The 17073-nt window shown below is 67.8% G+C and carries 9 protein-coding genes and 2 rRNA genes; 9 read left to right on the forward strand and 2 right to left on the reverse strand.

Annotated features, from left to right (window positions below):
• Window positions 1-28 precede the first annotated feature (28 nt).
• The 4 genes from OIU81_RS22420 to OIU81_RS22435 all read left to right on the forward strand — a co-directional run bounded on the left by OIU81_RS22420 (window position 29) and on the right by OIU81_RS22435 (window position 3848).
• Window positions 29-226 (forward strand): Trm112 family protein, encoded by a 198-nt coding sequence (locus OIU81_RS22420; RefSeq protein ID WP_329150618.1) that lies wholly within the window; start codon window positions 29-31, stop codon window positions 224-226.
• A gap of 73 nt (window positions 227-299) precedes the next feature.
• A complete protein-coding gene (locus tag OIU81_RS22425) occupies window positions 300-1436 on the forward strand; it encodes an SIS domain-containing protein (RefSeq protein ID WP_329150620.1) in 1137 nt (378 codons plus the stop codon).
• A 79-nt stretch (window positions 1437-1515) separates the two neighbouring features.
• Complete coding sequence (manA, locus tag OIU81_RS22430) at window positions 1516-2721, forward strand: mannose-6-phosphate isomerase, class I (RefSeq protein ID WP_329150622.1); 1206 nt, start codon at window positions 1516-1518, stop codon at window positions 2719-2721.
• Window positions 2722-2888: 167 nt separating this feature from the next.
• Window positions 2889-3848, forward strand: a complete 960-nt coding sequence (locus OIU81_RS22435) for a cation diffusion facilitator family transporter (RefSeq protein WP_329150624.1) — start codon at window positions 2889-2891, stop codon at window positions 3846-3848.
• 288 nt (window positions 3849-4136) lie between these two features.
• Here OIU81_RS22435 and OIU81_RS22440 read toward each other — a convergent pair whose 3' ends face one another.
• Window positions 4137-6305, reverse strand: coding sequence for a fructose-specific PTS transporter subunit EIIC (locus OIU81_RS22440; protein ID WP_443074158.1), 2169 nt, complete (start codon window positions 6303-6305; stop codon window positions 4137-4139).
• 497 nt (window positions 6306-6802) lie between these two features.
• Between OIU81_RS22440 and ahcY the strand changes: the two genes are divergently transcribed.
• Window positions 6803-8260, forward strand: a complete 1458-nt coding sequence (ahcY, locus tag OIU81_RS22445; protein ID WP_329150628.1) for an adenosylhomocysteinase — start codon at window positions 6803-6805, stop codon at window positions 8258-8260.
• A gap of 169 nt (window positions 8261-8429) precedes the next feature.
• Window positions 8430-9044 carry a hypothetical protein gene (locus OIU81_RS22450; protein ID WP_329150629.1) on the forward strand — a complete coding sequence of 205 codons (615 nt, stop codon included), beginning with the start codon at window positions 8430-8432 and terminating at the stop codon, window positions 9042-9044.
• Window positions 9045-9142: 98 nt separating this feature from the next.
• Here the strand turns inward: OIU81_RS22450 and OIU81_RS22455 are convergent, their stop codons facing one another.
• Window positions 9143-10258, reverse strand: coding sequence for an RDD family protein (locus OIU81_RS22455; protein WP_329150631.1), 1116 nt, complete (start codon window positions 10256-10258; stop codon window positions 9143-9145).
• Between the two features lie 112 nt (window positions 10259-10370).
• On the opposite strand from OIU81_RS22455, the gene OIU81_RS22460 reads away from it, so the two are divergent.
• The 3 genes from OIU81_RS22460 to OIU81_RS22470 all read left to right on the forward strand — a co-directional run bounded on the left by OIU81_RS22460 (window position 10371) and on the right by OIU81_RS22470 (window position 17062).
• On the forward strand, window positions 10371-11378 hold the full coding sequence (locus OIU81_RS22460) for a stage II sporulation protein M (RefSeq protein WP_329150633.1): 1008 nt from the start codon (window positions 10371-10373) through the stop codon (window positions 11376-11378).
• A 734-nt stretch (window positions 11379-12112) separates the two neighbouring features.
• Window positions 12113-13641: ribosomal RNA gene (locus tag OIU81_RS22465) — 16S ribosomal RNA — on the forward strand.
• A gap of 302 nt (window positions 13642-13943) precedes the next feature.
• Window positions 13944-17062 (forward strand): 23S ribosomal RNA (locus OIU81_RS22470).
• The 16S and 23S rRNA genes sit together here, the layout of an rRNA operon.
• Window positions 17063-17073: the final 11 nt, after the last annotated feature.

Below are 17073 nucleotides of genomic sequence, written 5' to 3' on the forward strand. Positions count from 1 at the left end.
CCGCAACCGCCCCGAAGGAGCAGCCTCCATGCCGGTCGAAGCCAGCTTGATCCAGATCCTTGCCTGCCCGGCGTGCCACGCCCCGCTGGAGGACCGGACCGACGTCCCCTCGGATCCCGCTTCCGACCCCGAGCTGCTCTGCACCTCCGGCGACTGCGGCCTCGCCTACCCCGTCCGGGACGGCATCCCCGTGCTCCTCGTCGACGAAGCCCGCCGCCCCGCCTGACCGGCCGCTGCCGGGCCCGCCCCGGCACCGCCCGTTCCCCCGCCCGTACCGGCGATCGGAGGCCGCGCCCACCATGCTCGACGAGTCACTCCTCGACACCCCTGACGCACTGGCGGGCGCCGACCGCTTCGGTCTGCTGCGCGGCGTCGCCGAATCCGGCGCCCGGGCCCGCACCGCCGCCCGCAGCGCCGCCGAATCCGGCATCCCCGAGCTGACCCCCGACGGGCGGCCGCGCGCCGTGCTCGTCGCCGGCCCCGGTCCGGCCGCGGCCGGTGTGGCCGACCTGCTCAGGGCGCTCGGCGGCGGCAACTGCCCGGTCACCCTCATCCCGCCCACCGGCGTCGCCCCGCTGCCCGGCGCACTGCGCTGGACGCTGCCCGGCTGGGCCGGACCCCTGGACCTGCTGCTGCTCCCCGGCCCGGACGCGGCCGACCCCGGCCTCGCCGAGCTGGTCGAGCAGGCCTATCGCCGCGGCTGCGCCGTCGTCGCCGTCACCCCGGCGGGCGGCCCGCTCGCCGATGCCGTCGGCCAGGCCCGCGGCCTCGCCGTCCCGCTGGCGACCACCCCCTACGACGCCGAATTCGACGTCGAGGGCGCCCCGCCCGCCGCCCCCGGCACCCTGTGGTCGGTGCTCATCCCCCTGCTCTCGCTCGCCGACCGGATCGGCCTGCTCAGCGCCCCGCCGGAGGCCCTGGGCAAGCTCGCCGACCGCCTCGACCAGCTCGCCGAGCGCTGCGGTCCGGCCATTCCGACGTACACCAACCCCGCCAAGACGCTGGCCGCCGAGCTCGCCGACGCGCTCCCGCTGATCTGGACGGAGGGCACCGTCGCCGGCGCCGTCGGCCGGCACTTCGCCACCGAGCTGGCCGGGCTGGCCGGCCGCCCCGCCCTCGTCGCCGAGCTGCCCGAGGCGCTCGCCACCCACCGCACCCTGCTGGCCGGGGCGCTGGCCGCCGGTGCCGACCCGGACGACTTCTTCCGCGACCGGGTCGATCAGCCCCCCGCGATGCACGCCAGAGTCGTGCTGCTGCGGGAGGAGGAGCCGGGCCCGCTGTCCGCCACCCGCGCCGCCCAGGCCCTCGCCGAGGAGCGCGACACCGCCGTCAGCGAGCTGGAACCAGCCGCCGGCAGCGATCTGGAGAAGGCCGCGGAGCTTCTCGCCATCGTGGATTTCGCCGCCGTTTACCTGGCGCTTGCCGGCACCGAGTGACCATGGACGGCCGGCCCGCACCCGTGGGCCCGGAGCGCCACGCCGCAGCCACGTACGACTGTCAGGAAGCAACCGACCCATGGACCGCCTCGCCAATACCGTGCGCCCCTACGCCTGGGGCTCCACCACCGCCCTTCCGGAGCTCCTCGGCACCGCGCCGACCGGCGAACCGCAGGCCGAGATGTGGATGGGCGCCCACCCCGGCGCCCCCTCCCGCATCGACCGCGGCGCGGGCCCGGTCTCCCTGGCCGAGGTGATCGACGCCGCCCCCGAGGCCGAGCTGGGCGCCGACGCCGTCCGCGCCTTCGGCCCCCGGCTGCCCTTCCTGCTCAAGCTGCTCGCGGCCGGCTCACCGCTCTCCCTCCAGGTCCACCCCGACCTGGACCAGGCCCGCGAGGGCTTCGCCGACGAGGAGCGGCGCGGCGTCCCGATCGACGCCGGCCACCGCAACTACAAGGACGCCAACCACAAGCCCGAACTCCTCGTCGCGCTCACCCCCTTCGACGGCCTGTGCGGCTTCCGGCACCCGGCGCGGTCCGCGGACCTGCTGGCCGGCCTGGGCGTCGACGACCTCAAGCCGTACGTCGACATCCTGCGGGCCAGCCCCGAGGAGGACGCCCTGCGCGAGGTGCTCACCGCCGTCCTGAGCGCCGAGCACCACGCCCTCGCCGGCACCGTCGAACAGGCCGCCGTCGCGGCCGGCCGCCTGGCGGAGGAGGACGGACCGCACGCCGGCGACTACGCCGCCTACGCCGCCATCGCCCACCACTACCCGGGCGACCCCGGCGTCCTCGCCGCGATGCTGCTCAACCACGTCCGACTCCAGCCCGGCGAGGCCCTGTTCCTCGGCGCCGGCATCCCGCACGCCTACCTCAGCGGCCTCGGCGTCGAGCTGATGGCCAACTCCGACAACGTGCTGCGCTGCGGGCTGACCCCCAAGCACGTCGATGTGCCCGAGCTGCTGCGGGTGGTCCGCTTCGAGGCCGGCGACGCGGGCGTGCTGCGGCCCGAGGCCGTCGGCGGCGAGGAGATCTACGAGACCCCCATCGACGAGTTCCGCCTCTCCCGCTTCGTGCTGGCCCCCGGCGCCGCCCCGCGCCCGCTCGTCTCCCGTACGCCGCAGATCCTGCTGTGCACGGCGGGCACCGTCCGGCTGCGGGACGGCGGGCGCGACCCGGCGGCCGAGCTGGCCCTCGGCCCCGGAGAGTCCGCCTTCGTCCCGGCCGGGGAACCGCTCACGCTCGCCGGGGACGGCACCCTCTTCCGCGCGACGGTGGTCGCCTGACACGGCGGCCGCGCACAGACGGCCACGCACGGACGGCCGTGCCGCCCGGCGGATCCGTCCGCCGGGTGGCCTCATGGCGGGCGTCCCGGACCGGGCTGCGACAATGACCGCCGCACGGCAGGAAAGCGGCGGTAGAAGCCGGACGACGGAAGGGACATGCGGCACCTATGAGCGCATCAGGCGGGACAAAGGCGATCGTTGCGGCGCTGGGCGCCAACCTGGCGATCGCCGCGGCGAAGTTCGTGGCCTTCGCCTTCAGCGGCTCGTCCTCGATGCTGGCCGAAGGTGTGCACTCCCTCGCGGACTCCGGCAACCAGGGCCTGCTGCTGCTCGGCGGCAAGAAGGCGAAGCGCGCGGCGACCGCGGAGCACCCCTTCGGATACGGCCGCGAGCGCTACATCTACGGCTTCCTGGTCTCCATCGTCCTGTTCACCATCGGTGGCGTCTTCGCGCTCTACGAGGGCTACGAGAAGATCCACGAGCCGCACGCGCTGGACAACTGGTTCTGGCCGGTCGGCGTCCTGGTCTTCGCCGTCATCGCCGAGGGCTTCTCCTTCCGTACGGCGATCAAGGAGTCCAACGAGCTGCGCGGCAAGCAGACCTGGACCCAGTTCGTCCGCCGCGCCAAGGCGCCCGAGCTGCCGGTCGTCCTGCTGGAGGACTTCGGTGCCCTCGTCGGCCTGGTCCTCGCGCTGGGCGGCGTCGGCCTCACCGTGGCCACCGGCGACGGCATCTGGGACGGCATCGGCACCATGTGCATCGGTGCGCTGCTGGTGCTGATCGCCCTGGTCCTGGCGGCCGAGACCAAGTCCCTGCTGCTGGGTGAGGCGGCCGGGCCCGAGCAGATCGCCAAGATCCGCGCGGCGGTCGTCGACGGCGAGGTCGTCACCAGGGTCATCCACATGCGCACGCTCCACCTCGGCCCCGAGGAACTGCTGGTCGCCGCCAAGATCGCGGTTCAGCACGACGACACCGCCACCCAGGTCGCCCGCGCCATCGACGCCGCCGAGGCCCGCATCCGCGAGGCCGTGCCGATCGCCCGGGTCATCTACCTGGAGCCGGACATCTACAACGAGGCCGCGGCCGCCGGGGTCGCCGACCCGTCGGAGACGCCGGGCGCTCACTGAGCCGCCCCGTCATCTGAACGGCCCCCGCACTCCTGGCGAGCGCGGGGGCCGTCGCCGTACGGCGCCGAGCCTGCCGGTCACGGGTCGTCGGTCACGGGCCGTCGATCATGTGGCGAGCCACGGGGCGTACCGGTCCGTGGAGAGCCCCGGGGAATACCGGTCGGTGGTGAGCCCGGGTCACGCGGTGAGCCACTGGAAGGTGAGCTGCGGGGAATACCGCCCCCGGACCGCTGCGTTGAGGCCCCGAGGGGGCGCTCGCAGCCCCTACGGGATGTGTTCGCCCCTGCCCTAGTGGATCTCGCCGAGGGTGCGCAGAATCGCCGCCTTGTCCTCCGCGCCCTGAAGCCGGGCCCGGAAGCCGGAGTCCATCAGCTTGCGCGACAGCAGCGCCAGGATGCGCAGATGCTCATCCCCGGCCGCCGCCTCCGGCACCGCTATCAGGAAGACCAGCTTGGCGGGCGTGCCGTCCGGCGAACCCCAGTCGATGCCGTCCGCGGACCGCGCGAAGCCGACGACCGGAGCCGTCACCGCGTCCGTCTTGGCGTGCGGGATGGCGATCTCCTCACCGAGACCGGTGGTGCCCTGCGCTTCCCGCGCCAGCGCCACCCGTACCAGTTCCGCCACGTCGGCCACCTTGCCGGTGCCGGCCGCCAGTTCGGCCATCTCACGGATCGCCGCATCCTTCTCGCCGGCGGCGAGCTGCGTCTTGACGGTCCGCTCGGTCAGGTAGCCGGACAGCACCTGATCCCCGTCCCCGGCGTGCGCCCCGTCCCCGGCGTGCGCCCCGTCCCCGGCGGGACCCCCGTCTCTGGCGGGACCCCCGTCCCCGGCGTGCGCCTTCTCCTCCGTACGGGCCTCCGCCGCCGGGGCCTTGGCCAAGGTGGCCGTCGCCGTACTGCCCGCAGTGCCAGCAGCGCCCGCACCGGCATCCGCCCCCGGCCCGCTCCCGGCACCGGCACTGGCACCGGCGCTCGCGACGGCACCCGCTCCACCGGCTCCGGCTCCGGCTCCGATCAGTGCCGGCACGGGGGTCACCGCAGCCGCCGCGGCATCGCCCTTCCTGCGCTCCGCGACATCGACCAAGGTGACCGTGGTCAGCGCGGTGACCGCCGCTCCGATGGCGACGGCGAGGAAGAACACCGGCACCCCGCCGACCGCACCCAGCACCGCCACGATCGGCCCGCCGTGCGGCACCGCGTCCGTCACTCCGGCCGTCCCCGCGACCGCACCGGCCACCGCGCCACCGAGCATGTTCGCCGGAATGACCTGCGCCGGCCGCGCGGCGGCGAACGGGATCGCCCCCTCGGAGATGCCGAAGAGCCCCATGAACAGCGCCGCCATCCCCGTCTCCCGCTCCTGCTCGGAGTACAGGCGCCGGCGGATCAGCGTGGCCAGCCCCTGCCCGAGCGGCATCACCGGGATCGCCGCGGCACACATCCCCATCACCGTCTGGTTGCCGGTGGCGATCAGCCCCGCGCCGAACAGGAACGCGGTCTTGTTGACCGGACCGCCCATGTCGAAGGCGATCATCAGGCCCAGGATCGCGCCGAGCAGGATCGCACTCGACCCGGTCATGCCGCCGAGCCAGCCGGTGAGATGGGTGAACACCCAGGAGATGGGCCGGCCGATCACGTAGATGAAGAAGAGCCCCAGCGCCGTGGTCGCCACGATCGGGATCACGATGATCGGCATGATCGGCCGGACGAACTTGGGGACCTCGACCTTCTTGATCCACTGCACCAGATAACCGGCCAGGAACCCGGTGACGATCGCCCCGATGAAGCCCGCGCCCGCTTTGGAGTCGTACAGCGCACCGGTGTTGGCGATCCAGCCGCCGATCATGCCCGGCACCAGCGCCGGCCGGTCGCCGATCGCGTACGCGATATAGCCGGAGAGCACCGGCACCATCAGCGTGAAGCCGATGACACCGATGTCGTTCACGTGCTTCCAGAACGACCCGTCGGGAATGACCAGACCGCCGTCGGCCTGCGGATGCCCGCCCACCGCCAGCGAGATCGCGATCAGCAGCCCGCCGACCACCACGAACGGAATCATGTAACTGACCCCGTTCATCAGCGCCTTGTACCCGACGCTGCGCTCCTTGCCGCCCCCGGACGCCGGAGCCGCACCGCCGCCCGTACAGGCCCCGCCGCTCTCCGCGCCCCCGTACACCGGCGCGCTCTGCACCCGCTCGATCAGCTGCTCGGGATGGCGGATGCCCTCGGCGACACCGACCGCAAGGACCCGCTTGCCGGCGAAGCGGCTGCGGTCGACGTCCTTGTCCGCGGCGATGATGACGGCATCCGCGTCCCTGACATCGTTGTCAGACAGTACGTTCTCAGCCCCGATGGAGCCCTGGGTCTCCACCTTGATCTCATGGCCGAGGGCGCGGGCGGCCTGGGTCAGCTTCTCCGCGGCCATGTACGTGTGGGCGATGCCGGTCGGGCAGGCGGTCACTGCGAGCAGCTTCAACCCCTGCCCGCCCCTCCCCGCGTCCCTGGGGGGATCGGCTGGACTCGTGGTCACGTGGCTCTCCTTACGAACGGGCGCGCGGTCGTGCGGATGTTCCCGCGCTGCACGCATCCTGCACGACGGCCCCGCACGCGCAAACCCCCCGGGGCCCGGCCCGCACCGGCCGGAAAGCCCGGCCTCCGCAACCCCGGCCCCGGGGACCACGAACCGTCCGTTCGCCGTCCGATGGCCGGGACTGCACCGAATCGGCCCCTCCGGGCTGGGGTTCACTGGGCCGATCGGTGTAGATTCGTGACCAGTGCCAGACGTCGCTGCTGATGGCGGTCGGGCGGTCCGTACCGCGGACCGGCCGAGGGAGAGAGGGCCTCCGACGGACTGCGCTGCGGCCAGGGGGAGAGGTATGTGCGCTACCGCGTACGCTCGTACCTGCCCGCGCCGCAGACTGCCAGCCCATCCACCTCGACCATCGAGGAGCAGCACGCATGACGACAGCAGCCACCGGCCAGGACTTCAAGGTCGCCGACCTGTCCCTCGCCGCCTTCGGCCGCAAGGAGATCACCCTCGCCGAGCATGAGATGCCCGGTCTGATGGCGATCCGCAAGGAATACGCCGCCGCCCAGCCGCTGGCGGGCGCCCGGATCACCGGCTCGCTGCACATGACCGTGCAGACCGCCGTGCTGATCGAGACCCTGGCCGCCCTCGGCGCCGAGGTCCGCTGGGCGTCCTGCAACATCTTCTCCACCCAGGACCACGCGGCCGCGGCCATCGCGGTCGGTCCGAACGGCACGCCGGACGCCCCGGCAGGCATCCCGGTCTTCGCCTGGAAGGGCGAGAGCCTGGAGGAGTACTGGTGGTGCACGGAGCAGGCGCTGACCTGGCCCGACGCACCCACCGGCGGCCCGAACATGATCCTCGACGACGGCGGCGACGCGACGCTGCTGGTGCACAAGGGCGTCGAGTACGAGAAGGCCGGCAAGGTCCCGTCCGTGGAGACCGCGGAGAGCGACGAGCACCGCGCGATCCTGGAGCTGCTCACCCGCACGCTGGGCGAGTCGCCGCAGAAGTGGACGAACCTGGCCTCCGAGATCCGCGGGGTGACCGAGGAGACCACCACCGGTGTGCACCGTCTCTACGAGATGCACCGCGACGGTGACCTGCTCTTCCCGGCGATCAACGTGAACGACGCCGTGACGAAGTCGAAGTTCGACAACAAGTACGGCTGCCGGCACTCCCTGATCGACGGCATCAACCGCGCCACCGACGTCCTGATCGGCGGCAAGACCGCCGTGGTCTGCGGTTACGGCGATGTCGGCAAGGGCTGCGCGGAGTCCCTGCGCGGCCAGGGCGCCCGGGTGATCATCACCGAGATCGACCCGATCTGCGCGCTGCAGGCGGCGATGGACGGCTACCAGGTCGCCACGCTCGAAGACGTCGTCGAGACCGCCGACATCTTCGTCACCACGACCGGCAACAAGGACATCATCCTGGCCTCGCACATGGCGCGGATGAAGCACCAGGCGATCGTGGGCAACATCGGTCACTTCGACAACGAGATCGACATGGCCGGCCTGGCGAAGCTCGAGGGCATCGTCAAGGACGAGGTCAAGCCGCAGGTGCACACCTGGACCCACCCGGACGGCAAGGTGCTGATCGTGCTGTCCGAGGGCCGTCTGCTCAACCTGGGCAACGCCACCGGTCACCCCTCCTTCGTGATGTCCAACTCCTTCGCGGACCAGACGCTGGCCCAGATCGAGCTGTTCACCAAGCCGGAGGAGTACCCCACCGACGTCTACGTGCTGCCCAAGCACCTCGACGAGAAGGTGGCCCGCCTCCACCTCGACGCGCTGGGCGTCAAGCTCACCGAGCTGCGTCCGGAGCAGGCCGCCTACATCGGCGTCCAGGTCGAGGGCCCGTACAAGCCCGACCACTACCGCTACTGATCCACGCGGCGATCACCGGCCGGTCGGCGCCGCCCGACCAGCTGGTGCTCACCCACAGCAGCCGGTGACACCAGGCCCTCGCCCCTCACGGCGGGGGCCTGGCCCGTAAGGACCCCGCACATCCGCCCCGACGCACCGGCCCGTCGCCGCCCGAAGGACTGCACCCCTCATGCCTCGCGGCCACTACTCCCTCCACGACCCGCACGATCACACCCCCCTGGGTGAAGAGCACTTCCACTGCGCCACCGGCCCCTCCGGCTGGCGCTATGTCTCCCAGATCGTCAGCCCCTCCGGCGACCACACCGGCTCCGTCGACCTCACCCTCGACGAACTCGGCCGCCCCCTGCGCCTCGAACTCCACGCCTCCGCCTGGCAGGTCCGCGGCGCGGCCCTGGAGGGCGTCACCTGGGTACGCACCGACCCGACCGGCGCACACGCCACCGAAGGCAACGTCGCCGCCCACGGCTTCACCGGCGCGTCCCCCGCCTTCCTCGTCGCCACCGCGCGGCTGCTGCGCCCCGCCCTCGGCGCCGGCGCCGTCCGCACCCGGCTCGTCGCCTTCACACCCCCCGTCCTCGCCCCGCGCACTCTCGACCAGTCCTGGGCCCTGCTGAAGAGCACACCACACGCCACTGACAACGCCCCCCTGATCGCGGACGAGTACCAGGTCAACGACCTGGAAACCGGCGAGCAGCACACCATCCACCTCGCCGGCGACGTGGTCCTCTCCGCCCCCGGCATCGAACTCGAATCCCTCGAGTCCCCGCCGTCGACCTTCCCCTGACTCACCCGGGCACCAGCCGGAACGGCGCCCTCACGGCACCCGCGCCCCCTACGGCGACGAATACGGCGACGAATACGGCGACGAACGCCCCGCCCGCCTCACACCGGCGGCGCGAACCCGGTACGCGACTGCCGCCCCGGCCCGCCGCCCTCACGGGAGGCACCGCCCTCACCACCGTCACGGCCCTGGCCGCCACGCTCCCGCCCCGACGCCCCCGGGGACCCGCCCCCGCCGGAGACCATCGGCCCACGCCCGGCCGTGGCTTCGCCGCCAGTCCCACGCGCCACCGCGCCGTCGCCCGGCGGCGCCCAGGCCCCACCCGGTGCGGCGGCCGCCACCTCCCCACGCTCTGCCCCCACACCGGCGGCCGCCCCCACGGCTCCCCCCGGCGACGACGGCTCCGCCCAAGGCCCCGACGCCGAAGCCCCGCCCGGCTCGACACGCACCGCGGCCGCCACCCCTGACGCCCCGAACGCCCGCTGCGACTCCCGTGCCTGCCGTTCCCCGACCACCGCCGCCAGATAGGCCGCCGGAAGCACCCCCGCTGGCCCCGGCACCCCGGTGAACCCCCACAGGTCCTCCGCCAGCCGCCCGGCCATCGCCCCGCCCGCCTGCGGATCCAGCTGCTCCTGCCGCGCCAGATACTGCCGAACCGTCAGCCACCACCCATCGGGCACCCGCGAAAGATCGAGCGCCCCGACTTCCGCCACCAGCCACGCGGGCGGAGGCGGCAGCGCCGCACCGGCCCGCGCCACCGGCATCCGCTCCCGTATGACCAGCGTCCCCGCGAACACATCCCCCAGCCGCCGCCCGCGCGCCGACACCAAGGACGCGACGGCCGCCACCACCCCCATCGTCAGCACGATCTCGATGGCCCCCATGGCCCCGCGCACCAACGCGTGCCGGAACCGGATCGGTCCGCCGTCCTCCCGTACGACCCGCAGCCCGCAGATCACCTTCCCCAGGGACCGGCCATGGCTCAGCGTCTCGACCACGATCGGTATCCCGACCTGCACCAGCAGGAAGGCCGCCACGGACACGGCCGCCACCGCCGCACTGTCCATCGACGATGTCGCGCTCACCAGCAGCAGCGACATACCGATGTAGCTGACCCACGCCACCGCCACATCGACCGCCACCGCCAGCCCCCGGCTCGGCAGCCGGGCCGGCCGCAGCCCGAGCACCACCGCTTCACCCGTCACGAGCTCACCCACGCCGCGCCCACTCCCTCTCGATCCCCGAAGTCCCGCCCACCCCACGCCGGGCACGGCCAGTCTGCCAAGCTGACCCGGCCCCTACCCACGGCGCTGCGAGGAGCGACACCAGATGGACCTCGATGTCTTCGTCACCGCCCATGGCGCCGACTGGGACCGCCTGGACTCCCTGCTGCACCGCAAGCACCGCCTCACGGGAGCCGAGGCCGACGAACTGGTCGCCCTCTACCAGCGCACCACCACTCACCTCTCCCTCCTCCTGTCCAGCGCCCCCGACCCCGCACTCACCGGCCGCCTCACCTCTCTTGTGGCGCGCGCCCGCAGTACGGTCACCGGCGCCCGCAAGGCCTCCTGGCGCGACACCGCCCGCTTCTTCACCACGGCGTTCCCGGCAGCGGTCTACCGCCTGCGCCACTGGTGGATCCCCACCGCGATCCTCTCCACCGCGGTCGCCGCCCTCCTGGGCTGGTGGATAGCCGCCCACCCGGAGGTCCAGGCGGCGATCGGCGCCCCGGACGACCTCCGCGACATGACCCGTCCCGGTGGCGAGTACGAGACGTATTACTCCAGTCACCCCGCCGCCTCCTTCGCCGCCCAGGTATGGACGAACAACGCCCAGGCCGTCGCCATGTGCCTCGTCCTCGGCGCCTTCGCCGGCCTCCCGGTCCTGTGGATCCTCTTCCAGAACATGCTCAACCTGGGCGTCGGCATCGGCCTGATGTCCTCAGCGGGCCGCCTCGACACCTTCCTCGGCCTGATCCTTCCGCACGGCCTCCTCGAACTGACCGCCGTCTTCATCGCCGCCGGCATCGGCCTCCGCCTGGGCTGGACCCTCATCGACCCCGGCCCGCGCACCCGCCGTACGGCCCTGGCCGAGGAAGGCCGTTCCGCCCTGGGCGTGGCCCTCGGACTCGCGGCGGTCCTCTTCGTCTCCGGCGCCCTCGAAGGCTTCGTCACCCCATCCGGCCTGCCCGCCTGGGCCCGCATCGGCATCGGCATCACCGCGGAGACGGCCTTCCTCCTGTACGTCTACGTACTGGGTGGCCGTGCCGTACGGGCCGGGGCCACCGGCGACGTCGAGCTCAGCGACCGCGCGGCCGTCCTCCCGACGGCCGCGTGATGTGCATCCGGCCCCGCTGACCTGCTAATCTCCTCCTCGCCCCAGAAACCCGTTGACACGGGTGACAGGGGGAGGTAGATTCGAACGGTTGCAACGAACTGGACAAGTTCATCCGCGACGGTTAGCATCTTCTCCGCTTCGGCCGGAATCTCAATTCGGCGAGGCGCAACCGACCACTTACCGGAAGCCCCGGTCGATGAATTCGACCGAATCCCTTCTGATAAAGTCGGAAAAGCCAAAAGGCAACCCCCTTCCGACGGGGAATCGGAAACGAATTCGGACCGGCAACGGAACGAAAACGGATCTGATAGAGTCGGAAAGGCCGAAAAGCGAAAGCCAAACGGCCGAGCCCGCTCCAACAGGGCGCCGGACACGGAAACGGATCTGGTAAGGTTGGAAACGCGAAGAAGCCGAAAGGCGGAAACGCACCGGCGAAAATCGGGCCCGCAAGGATCTGATAGAGTCGGAAACGCAAGACCGAAGGGAAGCGCCCGGAGAGCCTGCTGAAACAGGCACAAAGGAAGCGTCCGTTCCTTGAGAACTCAACAGCGTGCCAAAAGTCAACGCCAGATATGTTGATACCCCGTCCACCTCGGTGGATGAGGTTCCTTTGAAAGTCCATCGGCGCCCATGTGGTGCGGATGGCACACACAGCGAGGACGCTGTGAACGACCGGACCTATTCCGTCTGGTCGTTCCGCTCTCGTGTGTGTTTCACTCGATTACGGGTAAACATTCACGGAGAGTTTGATCCTGGCTCAGGACGAACGCTGGCGGCGTGCTTAACACATGCAAGTCGAACGATGAACCTCCTTCGGGAGGGGATTAGTGGCGAACGGGTGAGTAACACGTGGGCAATCTGCCCTTCACTCTGGGACAAGCCCTGGAAACGGGGTCTAATACCGGATATGACACACGACCGCATGGTCTGTGTGTGGAAAGCTCCGGCGGTGAAGGATGAGCCCGCGGCCTATCAGCTTGTTGGTGGGGTGATGGCCTACCAAGGCGACGACGGGTAGCCGGCCTGAGAGGGCGACCGGCCACACTGGGACTGAGACACGGCCCAGACTCCTACGGGAGGCAGCAGTGGGGAATATTGCACAATGGGCGAAAGCCTGATGCAGCGACGCCGCGTGAGGGATGACGGCCTTCGGGTTGTAAACCTCTTTCAGCAGGGAAGAAGCGAGAGTGACGGTACCTGCAGAAGAAGCGCCGGCTAACTACGTGCCAGCAGCCGCGGTAATACGTAGGGCGCAAGCGTTGTCCGGAATTATTGGGCGTAAAGAGCTCGTAGGCGGCTTGTCACGTCGGATGTGAAAGCCCGGGGCTTAACCCTGGGTCTGCATTCGATACGGGCAGGCTAGAGTTCGGTAGGGGAGATCGGAATTCCTGGTGTAGCGGTGAAATGCGCAGATATCAGGAGGAACACCGGTGGCGAAGGCGGATCTCTGGGCCGATACTGACGCTGAGGAGCGAAAGCGTGGGGAGCGAACAGGATTAGATACCCTGGTAGTCCACGCCGTAAACGTTGGGAACTAGGTGTGGGCGACATTCCACGTCGTCCGTGCCGCAGCTAACGCATTAAGTTCCCCGCCTGGGGAGTACGGCCGCAAGGCTAAAACTCAAAGGAATTGACGGGGGCCCGCACAAGCAGCGGAGCATGTGGCTTAATTCGACGCAACGCGAAGAACCTTACCAAGGCTTGACATACACCGGAAACGTCTGGAGACAGGCGCCCCCTTGTGGTCGGTGTACAGGTGGTGCATGGCTGTCGTCAGCTCGTGTCGTGAGATGTTGGGTTAAGTCCCGCAACGAGCGCAACCCTTGTTCTGTGTTGCCAGCATGCCCTTCGGGGTGATGGGGACTCACAGGAGACTGCCGGGGTCAACTCGGAGGAAGGTGGGGACGACGTCAAGTCATCATGCCCCTTATGTCTTGGGCTGCACACGTGCTACAATGGCCGGTACAATGAGCTGCGATACCGCGAGGTGGAGCGAATCTCAAAAAGCCGGTCTCAGTTCGGATTGGGGTCTGCAACTCGACCCCATGAAGTCGGAGTTGCTAGTAATCGCAGATCAGCATTGCTGCGGTGAATACGTTCCCGGGCCTTGTACACACCGCCCGTCACGTCACGAAAGTCGGTAACACCCGAAGCCGGTGGCCCAACCCCTTGTGGGAGGGAATCGTCGAAGGTGGGACTGGCGATTGGGACGAAGTCGTAACAAGGTAGCCGTACCGGAAGGTGCGGCTGGATCACCTCCTTTCTAAGGAGCACTTCTTACCAACCTTTGGTTGGTCAGAGGCCAGTACATCAGCGAATGTCTGATGCTGGTTGCTCATGGGTGGAACGTTGACTATTCGGCACGGTCAGATGAGGACTGTTAGTACTGCTTCGGCGTGGAACACAGGATTCGACTGGTCGTGCCGGGCGCGCTGTTGGGTATCTGAGGGTACGGACTGTTGTCTGGACCTTCGCGATGCCGGCCCCAGTGAACTCAGCCTTCGGGTTGGGGTGGTGGGTGGCTGGTCGTTGCTTGAGAACTGCACAGTGGACGCGAGCATCTGTGGCCAAGTTTTTAAGGGCGCACGGTGGATGCCTTGGCACCAGGAACCGATGAAGGACGTGGGAGGCCACGATAGGCCCCGGGGAGCTGTCAACCAAGCTTTGATCCGGGGGTGTCCGAATGGGGAAACCCGGCAGTCGTCATGGGCTGTCACCCGCTGCTGAACACATAGGCAGTGTGGAGGGAACGCGGGGAAGTGAAACATCTCAGTACCCGCAGGAAGAGAAAACAACCGTGATTCCGGGAGTAGTGGCGAGCGAAACCGGATGAGGCCAAACCAGTCACGTGTGATACCCGGCAGGGGTTGCGTGGTTGGGGTTGTGGGAGTTCTCTTTTGCAGTCTGCCGGCTGTGAGACGAGTCAGAAACCGTTGATGTAGGCGAAGGACATGCGAAAGGTCCGGCGTAGAGGGTAAGACCCCCGTAGCTGAAACATTAACGGCTCGTTTGAGAACCACCCAAGTAGCACGGGGCCCGAGAAATCCCGTGTGAATCTGGCGGGACCACCCGTTAAGCCTAAATATTCCCTGGTGACCGATAGCGGATAGTACCGTGAGGGAATGGTGAAAAGTACCGCGGGAGCGGAGTGAAATAGTACCTGAAACCGTGTGCCTACAAGCCGTGGGAGCGTCGCACAGAGACTTGTCTCTGTGTCGTGACTGCGTGCCTTTTGAAGAATGAGCCTGCGAGTTTGCGGTATGTTGCGAGGTTAACCCGTGTGGGGAAGCCGTAGCGAAAGCGAGTCCGAATAGGGCGTTGAGTAGCGTGCCCAAGACCCGAAGCGGAGTGATCTAGCCATGGGCAGGTTGAAGCGGAGGTAAGACTTCGTGGAGGACCGAACCCACCAGGGTTGAAAACCTGGGGGATGACCTGTGGTTAGGGGTGAAAGGCCAATCAAACTCCGTGATAGCTGGTTCTCCCCGAAATGCATTTAGGTGCAGCGTCGTGTGTTTCTTGCCGGAGGTAGAGCACTGGATAGGCGATGGGCCCTACCGGGTTACTGACCTTAGCCAAACTCCGAATGCCGGTAAGTGAGAGCGCGGCAGTGAGACTGTGGGGGATAAGCTCCATGGTCGAGAGGGAAACAGCCCAGAGCATCGACTAAGGCCCCTAAGCGTGTGCTAAGTGGGAAAGGATGTGGAGTCGCAGAGACAACCAGGAGGTTGGCTTAGAAGCAGCCACCCTTGAAAGAGTGCGTAATAGCTCACTGGTCAAGTGATTCCGCGCCGACAATGTAGCGGGGCTCAAGCACACCGCCGAAGTCGTGTCATTGCAACATGTGGACCAACGTCCGTTGTGATGGGTAGGGGAGCGTCGTGTGCCGGGTGAAGCAGCCGTGGAAACGAGTTGTGGACGGTTCACGAGTGAGAATGCAGGCATGAGTAGCGATACACACGTGGGAAACGTGTGCGCCGATTGACTAAGGGTTCCTGGGTCAAGCTGATCTGCCCAGGGTAAGTCGGGACCTAAGGCGAGGCCGACAGGCGTAGTCGATGGACAACCGGTTGATATTCCGGTACCCGCTTTGAAACGCCCAGTATCGAATCCATTAATGCTAAGGCCGTGAAGCCGGCCTGGAGTCTTCGGACAAAGGGACGTGGTGGAGCCGCCGATCCAAGGTGGTAGTAGGTAAGCGATGGGGTGACGCAGGAAGGTAGTCCAGCCCGGGCGGTGGTTGTCCCGGGGTAAGGGTGTAGGGCGCTGTCTAGGCAAATCCGGACAGCATGTGCCTGAGACCTGATGCCGAGCCGATTGTGGTGAAGTGGATGATCCTATGCTGTCGAGAAAAGCCTCTAGCGAGTTTCATGGCGGCCCGTACCCTAAACCGACTCAGGTGGTCAGGTAGAGAATACCGAGGCGTTCGGGTGAACTATGGTTAAGGAACTCGGCAAAATGCCCCCGTAACTTCGGGAGAAGGGGGGCCATTGCTGGTGATCACTTTTGCAGTGTGAGCTGGTGGTGGCCGCAGAGACCAGCGAGAAGCGACTGTTTACTAAAAACACAGGTCCGTGCGAAGCCGTAAGGCGATGTATACGGACTGACGCCTGCCCGGTGCTGGAACGTTAAGGGGACCGGTTAGTCATGATTCGTCATGGCGAAGCTGAGAACTTAAGCGCCAGTAAACGGCGGTGGTAACTATAACCATCCTAAGGTAGCGAAATTCCTTGTCGGGTAAGTTCCGACCTGCACGAATGGCGTAACGACTTCTCGACTGTCTCAACCATAGGCCCGGTGAAATTGCATTACGAGTAAAGATGCTCGTTTCGCGCAGCAGGACGGAAAGACCCCGGGACCTTTACTATAGCTTGATATTGGTGTTCGGTTCGGCTTGTGTAGGATAGGTGGGAGACTTTGAAGCGGCCACGCCAGTGGTTGTGGAGTCATTGTTGAAATACCACTCTGGTCGTGCTGGATGTCTAACCTGGGTCCGTGATCCGGATCAGGGACAGTGTCTGGTGGGTAGTTTAACTGGGGCGGTTGCCTCCTAAAGAGTAACGGAGGCGCCCAAAGGTTCCCTCAGCCTGGTTGGTAATCAGGTGTTGAGTGTAAGTGCACAAGGGAGCTTGACTGTGAGACTGACGGGTCGAGCAGGTACGAAAGTAGGGACTAGTGATCCGGCGGTGGCTTGTGGAAGCGCCGTCGCTCAACGGATAAAAGGTACCCCGGGGATAACAGGCTGATCTTCCCCAAGAGTCCATATCGACGGGATGGTTTGGCACCTCGATGTCGGCTCGTCGCATCCTGGGGCTGGAGTCGGTCCCAAGGGTTGGGCTGTTCGCCCATTAAAGCGGTACGCGAGCTGGGTTTAGAACGTCGTGAGACAGTTCGGTCCCTATCCGCTGTGCGCGTAGGAGTCTTGAGAAGGGCTGTCCCTAGTACGAGAGGACCGGGACGGACGAACCTCTGGTGTGCCAGTTGTCCTGCCAAGGGCATGGCTGGTTGGCTACGTTCGGAAAGGATAACCGCTGAAAGCATCTAAGCGGGAAGCCTGCTTCGAGATGAGGGCTCCCACCCCCTTGAGGGGTTAAGGCTCCCAGTAGACGACTGGGTTGATAGGCCAGATATGGAAGCACCGTAAGGTGTGGAGTTGACTGGTACTAATAGGCCGAGGGCTTGTCCTCAGTTGCTCGCG

The sequence above is a fragment of the Streptomyces sp. NBC_01454 genome (genome assembly GCF_036227565.1).
In the GTDB taxonomy this organism is placed as follows: domain Bacteria; phylum Actinomycetota; class Actinomycetes; order Streptomycetales; family Streptomycetaceae; genus Streptomyces.